A 19,068-nucleotide genomic window follows, 5' to 3' on the forward strand; every position below is an offset into this window, starting at 1 on the left:
TTCAGATCTCCATGCCCAGCATCTTGGCGACCGTGTGCACGTCCTTGTCGCCGCGGCCCGAAAGGTTGACGATCATGATCTGATCCTTGCCCATGGTCGGCGCGATCTTCATCGCATGCGCGATGGCATGGGCCGATTCCAGCGCCGGGATGATGCCTTCGACGCGCGTGGTGACCTGGAAGGCTTCGAGCGCTTCGTCGTCGAGGATCGGCACATAGTCGACGCGGCCGCTGTCGCGCAGCCAGCTGTGCTCGGGCCCGACGCCCGGATAGTCGAGGCCGGCCGAGATCGAATGGCCGTCGAGGATCTGGCCGTCGTCGTTCTGGAGCAGGTAGGTGCGGTTGCCATGCAGCACGCCGGGGCGGCCGGCGCTCATCGAGGCGCAGTGCTCGACGCCTTCGAGGCCGCGCCCACCGGCTTCGACGCCGATGATCTTGACGTTGCGGTCGTCGAGGAAGGGGTGGAACAGGCCAATCGCGTTCGAACCGCCGCCAACAGCGGCGATGATGACATCAGGCAGGCGGCCTTCCTGCTCAAGCATCTGCGCGCGCGCTTCGGTGCCGATCACCGACTGGAAGTCGCGGACGAGCTCGGGATAGGGGTGCGGGCCGGCGGCGGTGCCGATCAGGTAATAAGTGTCCTCGACATTGGTCACCCAGTCGCGCAGCGCCTCATTCATGGCGTCCTTGAGCGTGCCGTGGCCGGATTCGACCGCGCGCACCTCGGCGCCAAGAAGCTTCATGCGGAACACGTTGGGCTTCTGCCGCTCAACGTCGGTGGCGCCCATATAGACGATGCAGGGATAGCCGAAGCGCGCGGAGACCGTGGCCGAGGCCACGCCGTGCTGGCCGGCGCCGGTTTCGGCGATGATGCGCTTCTTGCCCATGCGCTTGGCGAGCAGAATCTGGCCGAGGCAGTTGTTGATCTTGTGGCTGCCCGTGTGGTTCAGGTCCTCGCGCTTGAAATAGATCTTCGCGCCGCCGAGATGCTTCGTCAGGCCTTCGGCATAATAAAGCTTCGAGGGCCGGCCGGCATAGAAGGTGGAAAGCGCGTTGAGCTCCGCGCGGAAAGCGGGATCGTTCTTGGCCGCGTTCCAGTGCTGCTCCAGGTCGAGGATCAGCGGCATCAATGTTTCGGCGACAAAACGGCCGCCGAAAATGCCGAACATGCCCTGCTCGTCGGGACCGGTGCGGAAGGAATTGGGCTCTGCCGGCTGGTTCACGGCCGCTCTCCTAAGACTGGTTCGAACACATCCGGCCGGAAACGCTTCCGCCTGCCAGACATGTCCCGGATGGATCAGGCGGCGCGGTTGTCGGTTGCTGCCCGCACGGCCCGGAAGAAATTCTCGATCAGCGCCACGTCCTTGACGCCCGGTGCGCTTTCCACGCCCGACGAGATGTCGATGGCGGGCGGATTGGCAAGCCTGAGGGCATCGCCGACATTTGCGGCGTTGAGCCCACCCGAAAGCATGTAATCGACTCCAGCGTCAAGGCCCGCCAGCACCTGCCAGTCGAAGGACACACCATTGCCGCCCGGCAGCTCCGAGCCGACGGGGGGCTTGGCGTCGAACAGGAAGCGGTCGGCAAGGCCGCGATAGGGCTCGATCGCGGCGAGATCGGCGGCCTCGCGAACGGCGAAAGCCTTTATCACCGGCAGGCCGTAGCGCTGCTTCACCGCCGCGAGGCGTTCGGGCGTTTCCTTGCCATGCAGCTGCAGCATGTCGGGCGCCATCGCGGCGACGATTGCGTCGAGTGTCGCGTCGTCGGCGTCGACGGTCACCGCCACTGCCTTGGCCCGGCCGTTTGCCGCCTGGCGCAGCCTCGCGGCTTCGTCCGGGGTGATGTGGCGCGGGCTCTTAGGAAAGAAGATGAAGCCGATATGGCTTGCGCCGCCCGAAAGCGCCGCAGCAATGGCCGCGTCGGTCTTCAGGCCGCAGATTTTGATGTCGAGTGCCATGTGTGCGGAGTGCCACGAAATGGTGGCGGAGTCGAGGAAAAGCGTCTGTTGCGGGGCGATATCCGCGGCTTACTCGAACACGATTGCCTGAAGGGCCGTGCCGTTACGCTTCAGCCAGGCCTTGCAGCGCTCGGTGTCGGGGCAAAGCTCCTCGCAGAGCTGCCAGAAGCGCGGGCCGTGGTTCATCTCGCGCAGATGCGCCACTTCATGCGCGACGAGATAGTTTATCACCGGCGGCGGCGCCATCATGATGCGCCAGGAGAATGACAGCGCTCCGTCCGAGGTGCACGATCCCCAGCGGCTCGATGTGTCGCGAAAGCGGATCGCCTTGGCCCTCCGGCCAGCCGCCGTGCAATGCTTTTCCACCAGCGCCTCGATGTCGCGCTTGGCCTCGCGCTTGAGGAAATCGGCAACGCGGCGCGGCAGATGCGAAAGCTCGCCATGCACGGTCAGCGTCGGACCGTTCGCGTCGCGGCCCATCTTGGTGGTGCCGCGCTTGTCCGGTTCGTGCACGATCATGTGCGGCACGCCGCGGATCGGCACCTTGATGCCGGGGCGCACCTGCGGGCGGTCGGGGATCTTTGCCAGCCGCTGTTCCAGCCAGCCCTGATGACGGGTGAGAAAGCGGTCGACCTCGCCGCGCGCCAGCCCCGGTGGCACGGTGATGCGCAGGCCCCGCCCGCCGGCGTCGATGCGCAGCGTCAGCCGCGTGGCGCGATCGTTCTCGACGATGCGCAAGGGCAGGGTGCGGCCGGCAACCTTGTGCTCGCGCTGCCGCACGGGCGACGGCGCGGGGCGGGACTGCAATGATCTCAGGAAACCGAACGGCATGGGGCGACAATAAGTGATTCGGCGTTGAACTCGATCCGCAACAACCCGGAAATCCGGGGGATTTCGAGGCGCGCGCGCTGGTTTCTACCGGGATATCAACGAAAACGGCGCCGCAGATAGCGGCGCCGTCGGAATGCTATGTCGGGCAGAGGCTCAGCCCTCTTCGGCTACGCCGGGGGTCGACTTGCCGCGCCGGGTAGGCGCGGTGGCGCGATTGCGGTCGGCCATGAAGCGGTCGAACTCTTCCTGGTCCTTGGCGCGGCGCAGTTCACGCATATAGTCGTCGAACTCCGTCAGCGTCTCGTCGAGTTTGCGGCGCTCTTCGGCGAGGCGTTCGAGTTCCTTCTCGCGCCAGTCGTCGAAGGCCACGTTGCCGGTGCGCGAGGTCGCGCCATAGCCGGACTTGCGGCAGCCGGCGAAAATGCCGTCGGTCGCCTTGTTGACATTGCGCTTGAAGCCGTCAAGCCGGTCGCCCCAGATGATATAGGCAAGCATGGCGAGGCCCAGCGGCCAGAACACCATGAAGCCGATCACCATCAGCGCGATGGTTGCCGGCGTCCAGGCCGGGCGGATCAAAGCAGTCGTGTTCATGTTTTTCCGGTTCCTTCGGTTCGGGCGCAGCCTTCCCGGCTGCTCCACAACGACATGGGAACGGAAAAACGGCTATTCAAGCCGGATTCAGCGAAAACCGGACAAGCGTCGGTCAGGCCGTGCGCTTTTTGAGAACCTTGGCGACGTCGAGCCCCAGCACCATCAGGCCCGCCATCAGCCCCCAGAAGGCGGCGCCGACGCCGAACATGGTGAGGCCCGAAGCGGTGACGGCGAAGGCTGTGGTGGCTGCCATGCGCTCGTGCTCGTCCTTGAGCGCAATCGTTAGCGCATTCGCCAGCGGCGCCATCAGCGCCAGTCCCGCCACCAGCACGATCAGGCTCTGCGGCAGTACGGCGAACACCGCCACCAGCGAAGCGCCGAAGAGTGCGAAGATGAGGTAGGCGAGCGAATAGAAGGGGCCGGTCTTCCAGCGTTCGGCCGGGTCGGGATGGGCGTCGGGGCCGGTGCAGATCGCCGCCGAGATCGCAGCCAGATTGGTGGTGAGCGCGCCGAATGGTGCGGACAGCAGCGAGAACAGGCCTGTCACCGAGATCAGCGGCCCCGGCTCCGGATGGTAGCCCGCGGCACGCAGCACGGCGAGGCCGGAGAGGTTCTGCGAGGCCATGGTGACGAGGTAGAGCGGCACCGCGAGCCCGATGATGCTCGAAACGGAAAAGGTGGGCGCAATCAGGGTCAGCGTCGAAAGTTCGGGGGTTGGCAGTCCGCCGACGCGCTCCGTCAGGAAGGCGAGAGCTCCGCCGCCGACCAGGACCGCCAGCACCGACAGCGCCGGATTGAAGAGACGAATGACGAAGAAGGCAGCGACTAGGGGCAGGATCAGCACCGGGTCGACCGGTATGGTCTTGGCCGCGTTGATCGCAAAGGTCACCACGACGCCGGCCAGCATGCCCGACGCCACCGAAGCGGGAATGCGCGAGATCAGCCGGGTCAGCGGCTTGAACAGGCCGGTGACGATGAGAAGCAGCGCCGCTACGATGAAGGCGCCGACCGCGTCGCTCATGGAAAAGCCGGAGCTCGCCGCCACCAGAGCCGCGCCGGGCGTCGACCAGGCGGTGATGACCGGCATTTTCGTGCGCCAGCTCAGCCAGGCGGTTTCGAGCGCCATGGCGAGACAGATCGCCGTCACCCAGCTTGCGGTCTCGGCCCGGGTGGCGCCAACGGCATCCGCCGCGGCGATGATGACGGCAAGCGTGCCGCCAAAGCCGACGATGGCCGCGACAAATGCCGAAACCGGAACCGAAAGCCGCATCGTCTACCCCCCTTGCGCGCTGATCGCCTCGACCGCGCGTATCAACATGTCGAGATCCTGCGGCCGCGACAAGCGGTGGTCGCCGTCGGGAATGAGCGAAAGCGTCACGTCGTCGGCAGGCAGCAGGCTCACCAGCCTGAGCGCATGGGCGTGCGGCACGTCCGGGTCGGCAAGGCCCTGCAGCACATGCACGGGGCAATGCGTGTCGATGGGGCCGCTCATCACGCGGTTTAGCCTGCCGTCTTCGATCAGGGCGCGCGTATAGACATAAGCCTCCGATGAGTACTCGGAAGGAACTCCGAAGAAACCTTTCTCGGCGAGGTCGCGCTTGTGCGTGGCGGTCAGCTTCGGCTCGACCAGTTCGGAGGTGAAGTCCGGCGCGGGTGCCAGCAGCACAATGCCGCCCACGCGCTCGCCTTCGCCGGCCTTGCGCAATTCCTGCACCATGCGGAGCGCGATCCACGCACCCATCGACGAGCCGACCAGGACCTGAGGCCCCTCGGTGAAGGCGCGAAACACCGCAAGGCTTTCGCCGAGCCATTTGGAGATCGTGCCTTCGACGAAATCGCCGCCGGACTCGCCATGGCCGGAATAATCGTGCCGCAGGTAAGCCCGGCCGTTGCTCTGAGCCCAGCTGCTCAGCGTCTCGGCCTTGGTGCCCAGCATGTCGGAGCGGAAGCCGCCCAGCCAGACCACGCCGGGCTGGGATCCGGCAAGCCGGCGCAGGGCGATTGCCGTGCCGTTGACGTCGAGAAATTCGGGGGGCGTGTCGGTCATGTCATTTTCCTGTCGGCTGCAGCCCTTTTGACACAGCTCGAATCAGCCGCAAAGTCCGTAGCGTTGGCCCAGCGAACCGCGCGCTTTCTCATGGATTCAGGTGATTTCTTGAATTTCATGTGCTATTGACTTGCGCCGCGCCTTACCGAAATAGGCGCAATACAGACATTGAACGTCAACGGTTCGAGGAGATAACGACCATTCGCAGACCTTTCAAAGCAGCGGCGCCCACCAAGGACGGCCCGCGCTCAAATCGCGACATCCGGGTGCCCCGGGTTCAGCTCATCGATGCAGATGGCAACAATCGCGGCGAAATTTCGATCAATGAGGCACTGTTGGCCGCCGAAGAGGCAGGCCTCGACCTCGTTGAGATATCCCCCAACGCGCAGCCGCCGGTCGTCAAGATTCTCGACCTCGGCAAACTGAAATACGCAAACCAGAAGAAGGCCGCCGAAGCACGCCGGCACCAGAAGACCATCGAGATCAAGGAGATCAAGATGCGTCCGAACATCGACATCCACGATTACGAGGTGAAGATGAAGGCTGTGCGCCGCTTCTTCGAGGAAGGTGACAAGGTCAAGCTGACGCTGCGTTTCCGTGGCCGCGAAATGGCCCATATGGAACTCGGCATGCAGCTTCTGAACCGCGTGCGCGACGAAGTGGCGACGATTGCCAAGGTCGAGGCGGAGCCCAAGCTCGAGGGTCGCCAGATGATGATGGTGCTTTCGCCGCGCTGATGCGGCGTGAGTTGCGACTGCGCCGTCGCTCCCGGGCGGCGTCCAAGACTGGTCCCGCAAAGGGCGGCGGCCCTCAGACCTTGAGAGCCGCCCCTTTTTTGTTCTCAAGGCAATCATGTCAGCATCGTCCGATCTAAGCCGCTTCCAGCATCACAGGCGCCTGGCACTCGCCGCACTCATCACTGTGGCCCTGGTGGCTCTCCTGTTCGTGCAGTCCGCGCTGCCGTCCGGCAGCAAGGCGCATGAATATGTCGAAGTCGTCGGCTTCGCGCTCATTCTGGTCGCAATCCTGGGCCGAACCTGGTGCACGCTCTATATCGGCGGGCGCAAGAGCGCCGAGATCGTCGACAAAGGCCCCTATTCGGTGACGCGCAACCCGCTCTACGTCTTCAGCGCGATCGGCGCGGCGGGCGTGGGCGCCATGGTGGGCAGCGTGACCGTGGCGGTCATCTTTGGCGTTCTCACCTATCTGTCCTTCCTTTATGTCATCCTGGTCGAGGAAGACTATCTCAGGAAGACGTTCGGCGAGGTCTATCTCAGCTACCTGAACAGGGTGCCGCGCTTCTTCCCGAACTTCAGCCTCTTCAAGGATGCCGAGATGCTCTCGGTGCGGCCGAAGACGCTCTATCGCACCTTCTCCGACGGGCTCATCTTCCTGGTGGCCTATCCCTTCTTCGAGTTCGTCGAATATCTGCAGAACATCGGCTTCCTGCCGGTCCTGTTCCACCTGTACTGAGTAGCTGGCATCGCGCGATTCAGCGGTTGCGCTTTTTCGGCGTCGTCGCTATAAGGCCGCGTCCAGAACCGTCCGGCAGGGCATGCCGTGGCGGTTCCTGTTGCTTTTCGGGCTTTGGTCGGCCCGAAGCGAAAATAGCGCAATCCAGCGCAGCAGAAAGGAAAGCAAAATGCCCAAGATGAAGACCAAATCGGCCGCCAAGAAGCGGTTCAAGATTACCGCCACTGGCAAGGTCCTGTCGGCTGCTGCCGGCAAGCGCCACGGCATGATCAAGCGCAGCAACAAGTTCATTCGCGATGCCCGCGGCACCATGGTTCTCGCAGAGCCGGATGCCAAGAAGGTCATCAAGAATTTTCTGCCGAACGGCCTCTGAGCCCGGCTAACGCGTTTTAAGGAGATCATGACATGGCACGCGTAAAGAGAGGCGTTACCGCCCACGCCAAGCACAAGAAGGTCCTGAATGCCGCCAAGGGCTTCTACGGCCGTCGCAAGAACACCATCCGCATCGCCAAGCAGGCGGTCGAGAAGTCGCTGCAGTACGCCTATCGCGACCGCAAGGTTCGCAAGCGCAATTTCCGCGCCCTCTGGGTCCAGCGCATCAACGCCGCCGTGCGCGAGCATGGCCTGACCTATGGCCGCTTCATCGACGGTCTCAACAAGGCCGGCATCGAGATCGACCGCAAGGTCCTGTCCGACATGGCCATCCACGAGCCGCAGGCTTTCGCCGCGCTCGTTGCCAAGGCCAAGGTCGCGCTGGAGTATCTGAAGAACACCACCCCGAACGCTTTTGAAAGCGCAGTCGCTTAAAGACCAGCGCTTCCCAAGCTTCGACATCACTGACTGGGAAACCCGCGCTGGCAGGGCTGGCGCGGGTTTTTCGCATGAAAAAGGCATGATGCCGGAAACGGCAGCCGGGCGACCGGCGATACCTCGGATCACAGGCCGCAATCGGCCGAAGGGATGACGATGACAGAAATTGATCAACTCGAACGATCGATCACCGAGGCCATTGCCGCGGCCTCCGACGAGCAGGCGATCGAGGCCGTGCGCGTGGCCGCACTTGGCAAGAAGGGCACGATCTCCGAAAGGCTGAAGACGCTCGGCGCCATGAGCCCCGAAGAGCGGCAGTCGATGGGCCCGGTCATCAACGGCCTCAAGAACCGTGTCACCGACGCGCTTGCCGCCCGCAAGGCCGAGCTGAAGGACGCCGCGATTGCCGTGCGCCTCGCCGCCGAGAAGGTCGACGTGACGCTCCCCGTTCGCCAGTCGCCGGCCGAGCGCGGCCGCATCCATCCCATCAGCCAGGTCATCGACGAGATCGCGGCGATCTTCGGCGACCTCGGCTTCTCGATTGCCGAAGGCCCGGACGTCGAGACCGACTACTACAACTTCACCGCGCTGAATTTCCCGGAAGGCCATCCGGCGCGCGAGATGCACGACACCTTCTTCTTCAATCCGGACGCCAATGGCGACCGCAAGGTGCTGCGTACGCACACCTCACCGGTGCAGATCCGCACCATGGAGACGCAGAAGCCGCCGATCCGCATCGTCATTCCCGGCAAGACCTACCGCCAGGATTCGGACGCCACCCACTCGCCGATGTTCCATCAGGTCGAGGGCCTGGTCATCGACAAGACGGCCAATGTCGCCAACATGAAGTGGGTGCTGGAAGAGTTCTGCAAGGCCTTCTTCGAGGTGCCGTCGGTCAAGATGCGCTTCCGCCCGAGCTTCTTCCCATTCACGGAGCCGAGCCTGGAAGTCGACATCCAGTGCGACCGCTCGCGGCCGGGCGAAGTGCGCTTCGGCGAGGGCAGCGACTGGATGGAGATCCTCGGCTGCGGCATGGTGCACCCGAATGTGCTGCGCGCCGGCGGCCTCGACCCCGACGAATACCAGGGCTTTGCCTGGGGCATGGGCATCGACCGCATCGCCATGCTGAAATACGGCATGCCGGACCTGCGCGCCTTCTTCGACGCCGATGTCCGCTGGCTGGCCCATTACGGATTCCGTCCGCTCGACATGCCGACCTTGTTCGGCGGACTGAGCAACTGATCGAGCGGCGAGGGATAGAAAAATGAAATTCACACTCTCCTGGCTGAAGGACCATCTCGAGACCGACGCGACGCTCGAAGAGATCGTCGAGCGCCTGACCTCGATCGGCCTTGAAGTCGAAGCCGTCGACGACAAGGCGGCGCTGAAGCCTTTCGTCATTGCCAAGGTTCTTACGGCCGCGCGTCACCCCGACGCCGACAAGCTGCAGGTGCTTTCGGTCGACACCGGCGCGGGCGCGCCTATCCAGGTCGTCTGCGGTGCTCCCAATGCGCGCGCCGGCCTGATCGGCGCCTTTGCAGCCCCCGGCACCTATGTGCCCGGCATCGACGTCACGCTGTCCATCGGCAAGATCCGCGGCGTCGAAAGCCACGGCATGATGTGCTCCGAGCGCGAGCTTGAGCTGTCGGACGAGCACAATGGCATCATCGAGCTGCCGGAGGATGCGCCGGTCGGCACGTCCTATGCTGCCTATGCCAAGCTCGACGACCCGCTGATCGAGATCAACCTGACGCCGAACCGCCCCGACGCCACCGGCGTCTACGGCATTGCGCGCGATCTGGCGGCCTCCGGCCTCGGCACGCTGAAGACGGCGCCGGTCGCGCCGGTTGCCGGCAAGGGCGCAACGCCGGTGAAGCTCACCATCGAGGCGCCGGAACTGTGCCCCGGCTTCGCGCTGCGCCTCGTACGCGGCGTCAAGAATGGCCCGTCGCCGAAGTGGATGCAGCAGCGGCTCATCGCCATCGGCCTGCGCCCCATCAACACGTTGGTCGACATCACCAACTACATGACCTTCGATCGCGGCCGGCCGCTGCATGTGTTCGACGCCAAGAAGGTCGCCGGCAATCTCGCCGTGCGCCGCGCCAGGGATGGCGAGAAGGTGCTGGCGCTCGATGGCCGCGAATATGAGCTGACGTCCGAGATGTGCGTGATCGCCGATGCCGAAGGCGTCGAGTCGATTGCCGGCATCATGGGCGGCGAGCATTCGGGCTGCGACGAGAACACCACCGACGTACTGATCGAGTCCGCCCTGTGGGAGCCGCTGAATGTCGCTCGCACCGGCCGCCATCTCGGCATCATCACCGATGCGCGCTACCGCTTCGAGCGCGGCGTGGACCCCGAATTCATGGTCCCCGGTCTGGAACTGGCGACCCGCATGGTGCTCGACCTCTGCGGCGGCGAGCCGGCGGAGACCGAGGTTGTCGGCTATGCCGGCCACAAGCCGAAGGTCGTGTCCTTCCCGGTGTCCGAGGTGAAGCGCCTGACCGGCATCGAGGTGCCGAAGGATGAAAGCCTCAACATCCTTTCGCGCCTCGGCTTCAAGCCGCTCGGCAATGGCGATGTGGTCGATGTCGAGGTGCCGTCCTGGCGCCCGGATGTCGACGGCAAGGCCGACCTGGTGGAAGAGGTGATGCGCATCCACGGCGTCGACGAGATCGCGCCCCAGCCGCTCGGCAGCCACGATGCGGTCAACGGCAAGATCCTCACCACGCTGCAGATCCGCAGCCGCTCGACGCGCCGTGCGCTCGCCGTGCGCGGCATGATGGAGGCCGTTACCTGGTCGTTCATCTCGGCGAAGCAGGCCGAGCTGTTCGGCGGCGGCAAGCCGGAGCTGAAGCTCGCCAATCCGATCGCGGCCGACATGTCCGACATGCGCCCCTCGCTGCTTCCGGGCCTGCTGACGGCCGCGCAGCGCAATGCCGACCGCGGGCTTGGCGACGTCGCGCTGTTCGAGGTTTCGGGCACCTATGAGGGCGACACGCCCGAGGCTCAGCACCGCGTTGCCGCCGGCGTGCGCCGCGGTACGGCCAAGCTGGACGGCGCTGGCCGCAGCTGGGCCGGCAATGCCGGCGCAGTCGGCGTGTTCGACGCCAAGGCCGATGCGCTCGCTGCCCTCGAAGCCGCCGGTGCGCCGGTGGACAAGCTGCAGGTCGAGACGGGGGCACCCTCGTGGTACCACCCGGGCCGCTCGGGTGTAATAAAACTCGGGCCCAAGACCGTGCTCGGCACTTTTGGCGAGTTCCACCCGAGGACACTGGAAGCGCTCGACGTTTCCGGCCCGGTGGCCGGCTTCGAAGTGTTCATCGACGCCATCCCCGAGCCAAAGGCCAAGCCCACCCGCACCAAGCCGAAGCTCGAGCTTTCGGCCTTCCAGGCCGTAAAGCGCGATTTCGCCTTCGTGGTCGACAAGTCGGTCGAGGCCGGCACGCTGACGCGCGCGGCGGCCGGCGCCGACAAGAAGCTGATCACCGGCGTTTCGGTCTTCGACGTGTTCGAGGGCGCTTCGCTCGGCGAGGGCAAGAAGTCGATCGCCATCGAGGTTTCGATCCAGCCGGTTGAGCGCACGCTGACCGACGAGGATTTCGAGGCACTGGCAGGCAAGATCGTCGAGAACGTCAAGAAGCAGACCGGCGGCGTGCTGCGCAGCTGACCGCTTCTCAATGGGAACACCAAAAGGGCGCCATCCGGCGCCCTTTTTGCTTGGTCTGTCATCTGGCTGTCAGTTGACCGGGGCTCTTACGCGGTGTCGACTTTGATCGATTCGTGCCGAGCGGAGCCTTCATGACCCACCTGCGCCTTTCGGGCCTGCCCTTCGAGCAGCAACGCGAGCATCTGGCCTCGATCCTGCTGGCCGATACGCTGGTCAGCGAGGCCTTGCACCGCGCCCATGTGCTGGACTTGCCGGATTGGTGGATCGTCTCGGGTGCGCTCTACAACACCGTCTGGAACCATCTGACGGGCAAGCCCTCGGGCTATGGCATCAAGGACGTGGACCTGTTCTATTTCGACGCCAGCGATCTGTCCTGGGAGGCCGAGGACGTCGTTATCCGCAAGGGTGCCGAGCTTTTCGCCGGCCTGAGCCACCCGGTCGAGATCCGTAACCAGGCGCGGGTTCATCTGTGGTTCGAAGAGCACTTTGGCCAACGTCGGGAGCCGCTCGTCTCCAGCGCCGTGTCCCTCGGCCATTTCGCCGCCAAAACGCATTCTGTCGGCGTCAGGTTAGATGCGGCTGGCAGGATGGAAGTCTGTGCGCCCTTCGGGCTGGACGACATCTTTTCCCTGCGCATGGTGCCGAACCGCGTGCTCGACAACCGTGCGACCTATGAAACCAAATCCGCACGCTCCAAGGCGATGTGGCCGGAGCTCGCAGTCGAGCCCTGGTGAGGCTTTCCTTCCGGCGCAACTGCCTTTAGCTTCTTCCTATCTTTGCAGAGGGGGGAGTAGGACAAAAATGTTTCGGTGGGGAGTTTTGTCTACGGCCAAGATCGCGCGCGAGCAGCTGCTGCCGGCGATCGCCGATGCCGAGAACGGCGTGGTTGCTGCAATCGCCAGCCGCGATGCCGGCAAGGCCCGTGCGTTGGCCGACCGTTTTGGCGCGCCGCATGCCTTCGGCTCCTATGAGGAGTTGCTGGCCTCCGATGCGATCGACGGCGTCTATATTCCGCTTCCCACCTCGCAGCATGTCGAATGGGCGGCCAAGGCGGCCGAGGCCGGCAAACATGTTCTGGTCGAGAAGCCGCTGGCGCTGAAGGCCGAAGACATCGCCCCCCTCATCGAGGTCCGTGATCGGAAAAAGGTGCTGATCAGCGAAGCCTTCATGGTGTTTTACCACCCGCAATGGCGGAAGGTGCGCGAGCTGGTCGCCGATGGCGCCATCGGGCGGCTACGGCATGTGCAGGGCGCCTTCAGCTATTTCAACGTCGATCCGGGCAACATGCGCAACCAGCCTGACCTCGGCGGCGGCGCGCTGCTCGACATCGGCGTCTATCCCACGGTGGTGACCCGGCTGGTGACCGGCCAGGAGCCGCAGCGCATCCAGACAAGGATCGAGTGGGACAGGGCCTTCGGCACGGACATCTATTCCTCGGTGAAGGCCGATTTCGGCGACTTCGAGCTCAGCTTTTATTGCTCTACCCAGATGGCACTGCGCCAATCCATGGTGTTCCACGGCGAGGCGGGTTTCATCGAGGTGCATGCGCCCTTCAATGCCGGTGACTACGACCACCACCGGATCGAGTTGCACAACCAGAAGCGCAATGAGGCGACTGTCTTCCGCTTCCCCGGAACGCGCCAGTATCGGCTGGAGGTCGAGGCTTTTGCCCGTGCCGCGCAGGGCAGCGGCGAGCCGGTTTTCTCGCTGGAGAACTCCGTACTCAACCAGAAGACGATCGATGCCATCTTCCGCGCCAGCGAACACGACGGCTGGGAAAAGGTCTGATCGATAAGGTGCACCCTAGTTACCTACAACGCTGGAACTTATTCCAGACGCCGCCAAACTCGATATTATACCTATTATGAAAGCCAGCACTATACCTGAGTACACGATCTTTCTAGTCGATCGTTTCTGAGACCAATAATTGGATGTTTTATCATTCAGTTCTACCGTTCGATACGCAGCAAACAGCGGAGCGACAAAGAGAAACGCGGATGCAATTATGAATGCTAGAAAACGATAGGTCGCTCTATCAAGCATGTCTCTGTTGTCGAACGCTCGCCTGATGGAGAAAAGATGATTGAATTCTATTCGGGTGTGGCGGCGAGTGCTGATTAGATCAGTAAAAAAATCGCGAAAATGGGATTTTGATACACGAAAAACGTGTTGATCGGTGTGATCTGTATCAATTGCTATTTCTGTTGACATATACATCCCGCACGTGTGAGCACAAAGACGTGCGAGCCCCTTACCGTTGAAGTATATTTTGTTGATAATCTATAGATCATACGTTTCTTGATAGTGCAACGCCCACACAGATTCTGGTCTTACCAGTAGACGCCGCCGCGCATCACCCGAATGCGCGGACGCCCCTTTGGCGGGTTGAGCGGCACGTCGCTGGCCGGTCGGTCGTGATCGCTGTCGGGTTCCATGGCAAAAAACGCAGGAAAATTCCCCATTCCGCCGAAATCCGGGCCCGATGACGGGCGGATATGCGGAACCAGCGAATGGCTTTTCCGGCGCGGCGACATTGCAAAGGCGTCGAGGGGCGCTTCGCCGCTCCCCGTCGACTTCAACGCCATCAGCCGAGCGATGCGGTCCTCGGTGCGGGGATGGGTGCGTAGCACTGACGGATCGGGAATGCGCCCGCCGGGCAGCAGGAGGCTCTCCCAGCGCCGGCCCTGCGCCTGTTCGAGCTTGGTCAGCGCCGAGGCAAGGCCGTCGGGGTCGCCGGTCAGGGTCGCGGCGCCAAGGTCGGCGTCGAATTCGCGGGTGCGCGACAGCGCCATCTGCAAGAGCCCGCCTATCGTCGGGGCCAAAAGCAGCACGATCACGCCCAGCCACGGCACGTGATGGCCGGTGCCGCCGACGAACCCGCCGATGTTGAAGAACAGCGAGAACAGGCCGACCGTCGACATGATCGAGGTGAAGCGGGCCACCATGTCGGCGAAGGCCATCACCTTCACGTCCTCATTGGCGATGTGGCTCATCTCATGGGCAAGAACGCCGGCCAGTTCGCGCGTCGACAGGTTGCGCGCCAGCGCGTCGGTGATGGCGATGGCCGAATCCTCGCGACGGCCGACGGCGAAGGCATTCATCATCTGCGAGGGGATGATGTGCAGCTTGGGTATGCTCGGCAGGCCGGCGCGCCGGGACAATTCGGAAACGATTCGCAGGCCCGCCGGGAAGGTTTCGGGCGATACGGGCCGGGCCTTGTACATGCTCAGCACCATCTGCGGGGTGATCCGGCGGATCGCCGCCATCGAGATCGCGCCGAAGATCAGCGCGCAGATCATTCCGGTAGGTCCGCCGAAGGCCCAGGCCGTCACTGCCAGCAGGAACAACCCAGCCGCGCCGAGCAGCCACGTATGCATCGTGTTCGCCATGCGATTGCGGCGCTGCGCAAAGAGATCGATCATCCGGTTGCGGCTCATATATCCAATATGGTGTGGCCGGATCGATTTGCCCAATATGCACCTTGGAGGGGCTCGTCTGGGCGCTTGCGCAGTGTGAGACCTCTTCTTATATACGCCCGATGATCGTCCCGATTGTCGCAACCGAGGCGGCGTCGGGTGTATTTTCTTGTGAACCAAGGAGCTGCCGCAGGAACGCCTGATGGGTCCTGGCAGCTTGCTAAGTGGAGAGAACAAAATGGCAAAAGTAATCGGTATCGACCTCGGAACGACCAATTCCTGCGTCGCCGTCATGGATGGCAAGGACGCCAAGGTCATTGAAAATGCGGAAGGCGCGCGTACGACCCCTTCCATTGTCGCCTTCACCGATAACGACGAGCGACTCGTCGGCCAGCCGGCCAAGCGCCAGGCGGTGACGAATCCCGAAAATACTGTTTTTGCGGTCAAGCGCCTGATCGGCCGTCGCTATGACGATCCGGTCACCGAAAAGGACAAGAAGCTTGTGCCGTACCACATCGTGCGCGGCGACAATGGCGATGCCTGGGTCGAAGCCGGCGGCAAGAAGTGGTCGCCCTCGCAGATCTCGGCCATGATCCTGCAGAAGATGAAGGAAACGGCGGAAGCCTATCTCGGCGAGAAGGTCGAGAAGGCCGTCATCACCGTTCCGGCCTATTTCAACGACGCCCAGCGCCAGGCCACCAAGGACGCCGGCCGCATCGCCGGCCTCGAGGTGCTGCGCATCATCAACGAGCCGACCGCGGCCGCCCTGGCCTATGGCCTCGACAAGAAGGAAGGCAAGACCATTGCCGTCTTCGACCTCGGCGGCGGCACCTTCGATATTTCCGTTCTGGAGATCGGCGACGGCGTCTTCGAAGTGAAGTCGACCAATGGCGACACCTTCCTCGGCGGTGAAGACTTCGACATGCGCCTGGTCGAGTACCTGGCCGACGAGTTCAAGAAGGAGCAGGGCATCGACCTGCGCGGCGACAAGCTTGCGCTGCAGCGCCTGAAAGAGGCTGCTGAAAAGGCGAAGATCGAGCTGTCCTCGGCTTCGCAGACCGAAATCAACCTGCCCTTCATCACGGCCGACGCCACCGGCCCGAAGCACCTGACCATGAAGCTCACGCGCGCCAAGTTCGAGAGCCTCGTGGACGACCTTGTCCAGCGCACCATCGAGCCCTGCAAGGCGGCGCTCAAGGATGCCGGCCTCAAGGCGGGCGAGATCGACGAAGTCGTGCTCGTCGGCGGCATGACCCGCATGCCCAAGGTGCAGGAAGTCGTGAAGCAGTTCTTCGGCAAGGAGCCGCACAAGGGCGTCAACCCCGATGAGGTCGTCGCGATCGGTGCTGCCATCCAGGCCGGCGTTCTGCAGGGCGACGTCAAGGACGTGCTGCTGCTCGACGTGACCCCGCTGTCGCTGGGCATCGAGACGCTGGGCGGCGTGTTCACCCGCCTGATCGAGCGCAACACCACGATCCCGACCAAGAAGAGCCAGACCTTCTCGACCGCCGAGGATTCGCAGTCGGCCGTGACCATCCGGGTCTTCCAGGGCGAGCGCGAAATGGCGGCCGACAACAAGATGCTCGGCCAGTTCGACCTGGTCGGCATTCCGCCGGCACCGCGCGGCGTGCCGCAGATCGAGGTCACCTTCGACATCGACGCCAACGGTATCGTCAACGTCTCGGCCAAGGACAAGGGCACCGGCAAGGAGCACCAGATCCGCATCCAGGCTTCGGGCGGCCTCAGCGACGCCGACATCGAGAAGATGGTCAAGGACGCCGAGGCCAATGCCGAGGCCGACAAGAAGCGCCGTGCGCTGGTCGAGGCCCGCAACCAGGCCGAGTCGCTGGTGCATTCGTCCGAGAAGTCGCTCAAGGACTATGGCGACAAGGTCTCCGAGGCCGATCGCACGGCCATTTCCGACGCGATCGCCGCGCTGAAGACGGCTGCCGAGGGCGAGGACGTGGCTGACATCGAGGCCAAGACCCAGACGCTCGCCGAAGTTTCGATGAAGCTCGGCCAGGCCATGTATGAGGCTTCGCAGAAGGAAGGCGCCGAGGCTGGCGCTGCCGGCGGCGAAGCGGCCAAGGACGGTGACGTTGTCGACGCCGATTTCGAGGAAATCAGCGAAGACGACGACAAGAAGAAGTCGGCCTGACGGGTTCGACCCAAGTCTCACCAAAAGGCCCGGCGCGGTTTGCCGGGCCTTTTTGCAACTGAGCGGAAAAATCCAACCCCTCGAAGCACTGTAACACTGGTATCGGCGCGCAAGGATTACTAAATCGGATGTTGTGCGCCGAAGATGACGGACGAAACGATGCATCAAGACATTGAAAATCCGGGTCGCGGGATACAATGAAAGCCGACTTTTACGAAACACTTGGCGTCCAGCGGGGCGCGGACGAAAAGGAGCTGAAGAGCGCCTTTCGCAAGCTCGCCATGCAGTTCCACCCCGATCGCAATCCGGGCGACGACGCTTGCGAGCACAAGTTCAAGGAAATCAACGAAGCCTATGAGTGCCTGAAGGACCCTCAGAAGCGCGCGGCCTATGATCGTTTCGGCCATGCAGCCTTCGAGAATGGCGGCATGGGCGGCGGCAACGGCTTCGCCAATGGGTTCGGAGCCGGTGGTTTCTCCGACATTTTCGAGGACATCTTCGGCGAGATGATGGGCGGCGGGCGCCGTCGCTCCTCGGGCGGCCGCGAGCGCGGCGCCGACCTGCGCTACAATATGGAGATCTCGCTGGAGGAGGCCTTCAGCGGCAAGACGGCGCAAATCCGCGTGCCGACCTCCATCTCCTGCACCGAATGCTCCGGTTCGGGCGCCAAGCCCGGCACGCAGCCGGTCACCTGCTCGATGTGCTCCGGCTCCGGCCGCGTGCGCGCCAGCCAGGGCTTCTTCTCCATCGAGCGCACCTGTCCGCAGTGTCAGGGCCGTGGCACGATGATCAAGGATCCCTGCGGCAAGTGCGCCGGCCAGGGCCGCGTCACCGAAGAGCGCACGCTGTCGGTCAACATTCCGGCCGGCATCGAGGATGGCACGCGCATTCGCCTGGCCGGCGAGGGCGAGGCGGGCTATCGTGGCGGTCCGGCAGGCGATCTCTACATCTTCCTGTCGGTCAAGCCGCATGAGTTCTTCCAGCGCGACGGCGCCGACCTTTACTGCAAGGTGCCGATCTCGATGACCACCGCCGCGCTTGGCGGCTCCTTCGAGGTGGCGACGCTGGATGGCACGCAGACACGCGTGAAGGTGCCGGAAGGCACGCAGAACGGCCGCCAGTTCCGCCTGAAGGGCAAGGGCATGCCGGTGCTGCGCCAGTCGACTATCGGCGATCTCTACATCCAGACCGTGGTCGAGACGCCGCAGAACCTGACCAAGCGCCAGCGCGAGCTGCTGGAGGAGTTCGAACAGCTCTCCTCGCAGGAGAACAGCCCGCAGTCGAGCGGCTTCTTCGCCCGCATGAAGGACTTTTTCGAATCCTTTGGCGAGTGACAGGCCCGCAACGCATTGTTGGTTTTGCGATGCGCGGCCCTATTTTACCTTGCGTGTGCTGGCTGGCTAACGCTAGGTAAGGCTTCTCGGGGGCGAGACGCAGGAGACGGTGCCGATGGCAAGTGGATCTGGTTTGCGCAAGTCGCTCGCCATGAGGTTCGACGACGAGTTGCGCTTCTTCAAGGGATGGATCGACAAGCCAAAGGCCGTCGGCTCAATCGTCCCGACAAGCTCCATCACCGCCAAGCGCATGGCATCGGTCGCCAACCCGGCCTCCGGCCTCCCGGTTCTCGAACTGGGGCCGGGCACAGGCGTCGTCACCCGCGCCATCCTGGCGCGTGGCATTGCCCCGCAGAACCTTTACGCCGTCGAATATTCCGCCGAGTTCGCCGAACATGTGCGCCGGATCTATCCGGGCGTGAACGTCATCCAGGGTGATGCCTTCGACCTCGATCGCACGCTAGGCGAGTTCGCCAACCTCAAATTCGACTGCGCCATTTCCGCCGTGCCGCTGCTCAACTTTCCGACCAGCAAGCGGGTGGACTATATCAACGGCGTGCTCGACCGGCTGCCGGTCGGCCGGCCGGTCATCCAGATCACCTACGGGCCGCTTTCGCCGGTTCCGGCGCGGCGCGGCGAATATACGGTCGAACATTTCGACTTCGTCATCCGCAACATTCCGCCGGCCCAGCTGTGGATCTACCGCCGCGTCGGCAACGCCTGAGCGAGAACCAAACCCGATCGGACGGTTGATTCGGAGGCCAGTTCGCCTATACCCGAGG

18 protein-coding genes are annotated in these 19,068 nt (G+C 63.6%); 11 read left to right on the plus strand and 7 right to left on the minus strand.

The genetic code is table 11. The features are described from left to right. Position 1 precedes the first annotated feature (1 nt). The 6 genes from trpB to C7I85_RS07615 all read right to left on the minus strand — a co-directional run bounded on the left by trpB (position 2) and on the right by C7I85_RS07615 (position 5,425). Positions 2-1,222: a tryptophan synthase subunit beta gene (gene trpB / locus C7I85_RS07590; RefSeq protein WP_106723358.1), complete on the minus strand. Its 1,221-nt coding sequence runs from the start codon at positions 1,220-1,222 to the stop codon at positions 2-4. 74 nt (positions 1,223-1,296) lie between these two features. Then, entirely contained in the window at positions 1,297-1,956 is a 660-nt protein-coding gene (locus C7I85_RS07595) for a phosphoribosylanthranilate isomerase (RefSeq protein WP_106723359.1), read from the minus strand. A gap of 69 nt (positions 1,957-2,025) precedes the next feature. Then, positions 2,026-2,787, minus strand: coding sequence for a M48 family metallopeptidase (locus tag C7I85_RS07600; RefSeq protein WP_106723360.1), 762 nt, complete (start codon positions 2,785-2,787; stop codon positions 2,026-2,028). A gap of 153 nt (positions 2,788-2,940) precedes the next feature. Continuing rightward, the gene (locus C7I85_RS07605) at positions 2,941-3,378 is read right to left on the minus strand and encodes a DUF2852 domain-containing protein (RefSeq protein WP_106723361.1); all 438 of its coding nucleotides are present in this window, start codon (positions 3,376-3,378) and stop codon (positions 2,941-2,943) included. Between the two features lie 112 nt (positions 3,379-3,490). Further along, entirely contained in the window at positions 3,491-4,648 is a 1,158-nt protein-coding gene (locus C7I85_RS07610) for a benzoate/H(+) symporter BenE family transporter (protein WP_106723362.1), read from the minus strand. A 3-nt stretch (positions 4,649-4,651) separates the two neighbouring features. After that, entirely contained in the window at positions 4,652-5,425 is a 774-nt protein-coding gene (locus C7I85_RS07615; protein ID WP_106723363.1) for an alpha/beta hydrolase, read from the minus strand. A 200-nt stretch (positions 5,426-5,625) separates the two neighbouring features. On the opposite strand from C7I85_RS07615, the gene infC reads away from it, so the two are divergent. The 8 genes from infC to C7I85_RS07655 all read left to right on the plus strand — a co-directional run bounded on the left by infC (position 5,626) and on the right by C7I85_RS07655 (position 13,166). After that, on the plus strand, positions 5,626-6,162 hold the full coding sequence (gene infC, locus C7I85_RS07620; RefSeq protein ID WP_106723588.1) for a translation initiation factor IF-3: 537 nt from the start codon (positions 5,626-5,628) through the stop codon (positions 6,160-6,162). Positions 6,163-6,277: 115 nt separating this feature from the next. Next, entirely contained in the window at positions 6,278-6,898 is a 621-nt protein-coding gene (locus C7I85_RS07625; protein WP_106723364.1) for a methyltransferase family protein, read from the plus strand. 169 nt (positions 6,899-7,067) lie between these two features. Next, positions 7,068-7,271 (plus strand): 50S ribosomal protein L35, encoded by a 204-nt coding sequence (gene rpmI, locus C7I85_RS07630; RefSeq protein WP_091915627.1) that lies wholly within the window; start codon positions 7,068-7,070, stop codon positions 7,269-7,271. 32 nt (positions 7,272-7,303) lie between these two features. After that, positions 7,304-7,705 carry a 50S ribosomal protein L20 gene (gene rplT, locus C7I85_RS07635; RefSeq protein ID WP_106723365.1) on the plus strand — a complete coding sequence of 134 codons (402 nt, stop codon included), beginning with the start codon at positions 7,304-7,306 and terminating at the stop codon, positions 7,703-7,705. Positions 7,706-7,864: 159 nt separating this feature from the next. After that, a complete protein-coding gene (gene pheS / locus C7I85_RS07640; protein WP_106723589.1) occupies positions 7,865-8,950 on the plus strand; it encodes a phenylalanine--tRNA ligase subunit alpha in 1,086 nt (361 codons plus the stop codon). A gap of 22 nt (positions 8,951-8,972) precedes the next feature. Continuing rightward, positions 8,973-11,378: a phenylalanine--tRNA ligase subunit beta gene (pheT, locus tag C7I85_RS07645; RefSeq protein WP_106723366.1), complete on the plus strand. Its 2,406-nt coding sequence runs from the start codon at positions 8,973-8,975 to the stop codon at positions 11,376-11,378. Positions 11,379-11,509: 131 nt separating this feature from the next. Beyond that, complete coding sequence (locus C7I85_RS07650; protein ID WP_106723367.1) at positions 11,510-12,112, plus strand: nucleotidyltransferase family protein; 603 nt, start codon at positions 11,510-11,512, stop codon at positions 12,110-12,112. A gap of 67 nt (positions 12,113-12,179) precedes the next feature. Continuing rightward, positions 12,180-13,166 (plus strand): Gfo/Idh/MocA family protein, encoded by a 987-nt coding sequence (locus C7I85_RS07655; RefSeq protein WP_106723368.1) that lies wholly within the window; start codon positions 12,180-12,182, stop codon positions 13,164-13,166. A 542-nt stretch (positions 13,167-13,708) separates the two neighbouring features. Here the strand turns inward: C7I85_RS07655 and C7I85_RS07660 are convergent. Further along, positions 13,709-14,800 (minus strand): zinc metalloprotease HtpX, encoded by a 1,092-nt coding sequence (locus tag C7I85_RS07660; RefSeq protein WP_245444843.1) that lies wholly within the window; start codon positions 14,798-14,800, stop codon positions 13,709-13,711. Positions 14,801-15,032: 232 nt separating this feature from the next. On the opposite strand from C7I85_RS07660, the gene dnaK reads away from it, so the two are divergent. From dnaK to pmtA, 3 genes are all read left to right on the plus strand, one after another. After that, on the plus strand, positions 15,033-16,952 hold the full coding sequence (dnaK, locus tag C7I85_RS07665; protein ID WP_106723370.1) for a molecular chaperone DnaK: 1,920 nt from the start codon (positions 15,033-15,035) through the stop codon (positions 16,950-16,952). Positions 16,953-17,149: 197 nt separating this feature from the next. After that, a complete protein-coding gene (gene dnaJ, locus C7I85_RS07670) occupies positions 17,150-18,286 on the plus strand; it encodes a molecular chaperone DnaJ (RefSeq protein WP_106723371.1) in 1,137 nt (378 codons plus the stop codon). A gap of 115 nt (positions 18,287-18,401) precedes the next feature. Next, entirely contained in the window at positions 18,402-19,010 is a 609-nt protein-coding gene (pmtA, locus tag C7I85_RS07675) for a phospholipid N-methyltransferase PmtA (RefSeq protein ID WP_106723372.1), read from the plus strand. Positions 19,011-19,068 lie beyond the last annotated feature (58 nt).

The sequence above is a fragment of the Pseudaminobacter soli (ex Li et al. 2025) genome (assembly GCF_003012705.1).
Lineage (GTDB): Bacteria > Pseudomonadota > Alphaproteobacteria > Rhizobiales > Rhizobiaceae > Pseudaminobacter > Pseudaminobacter soli.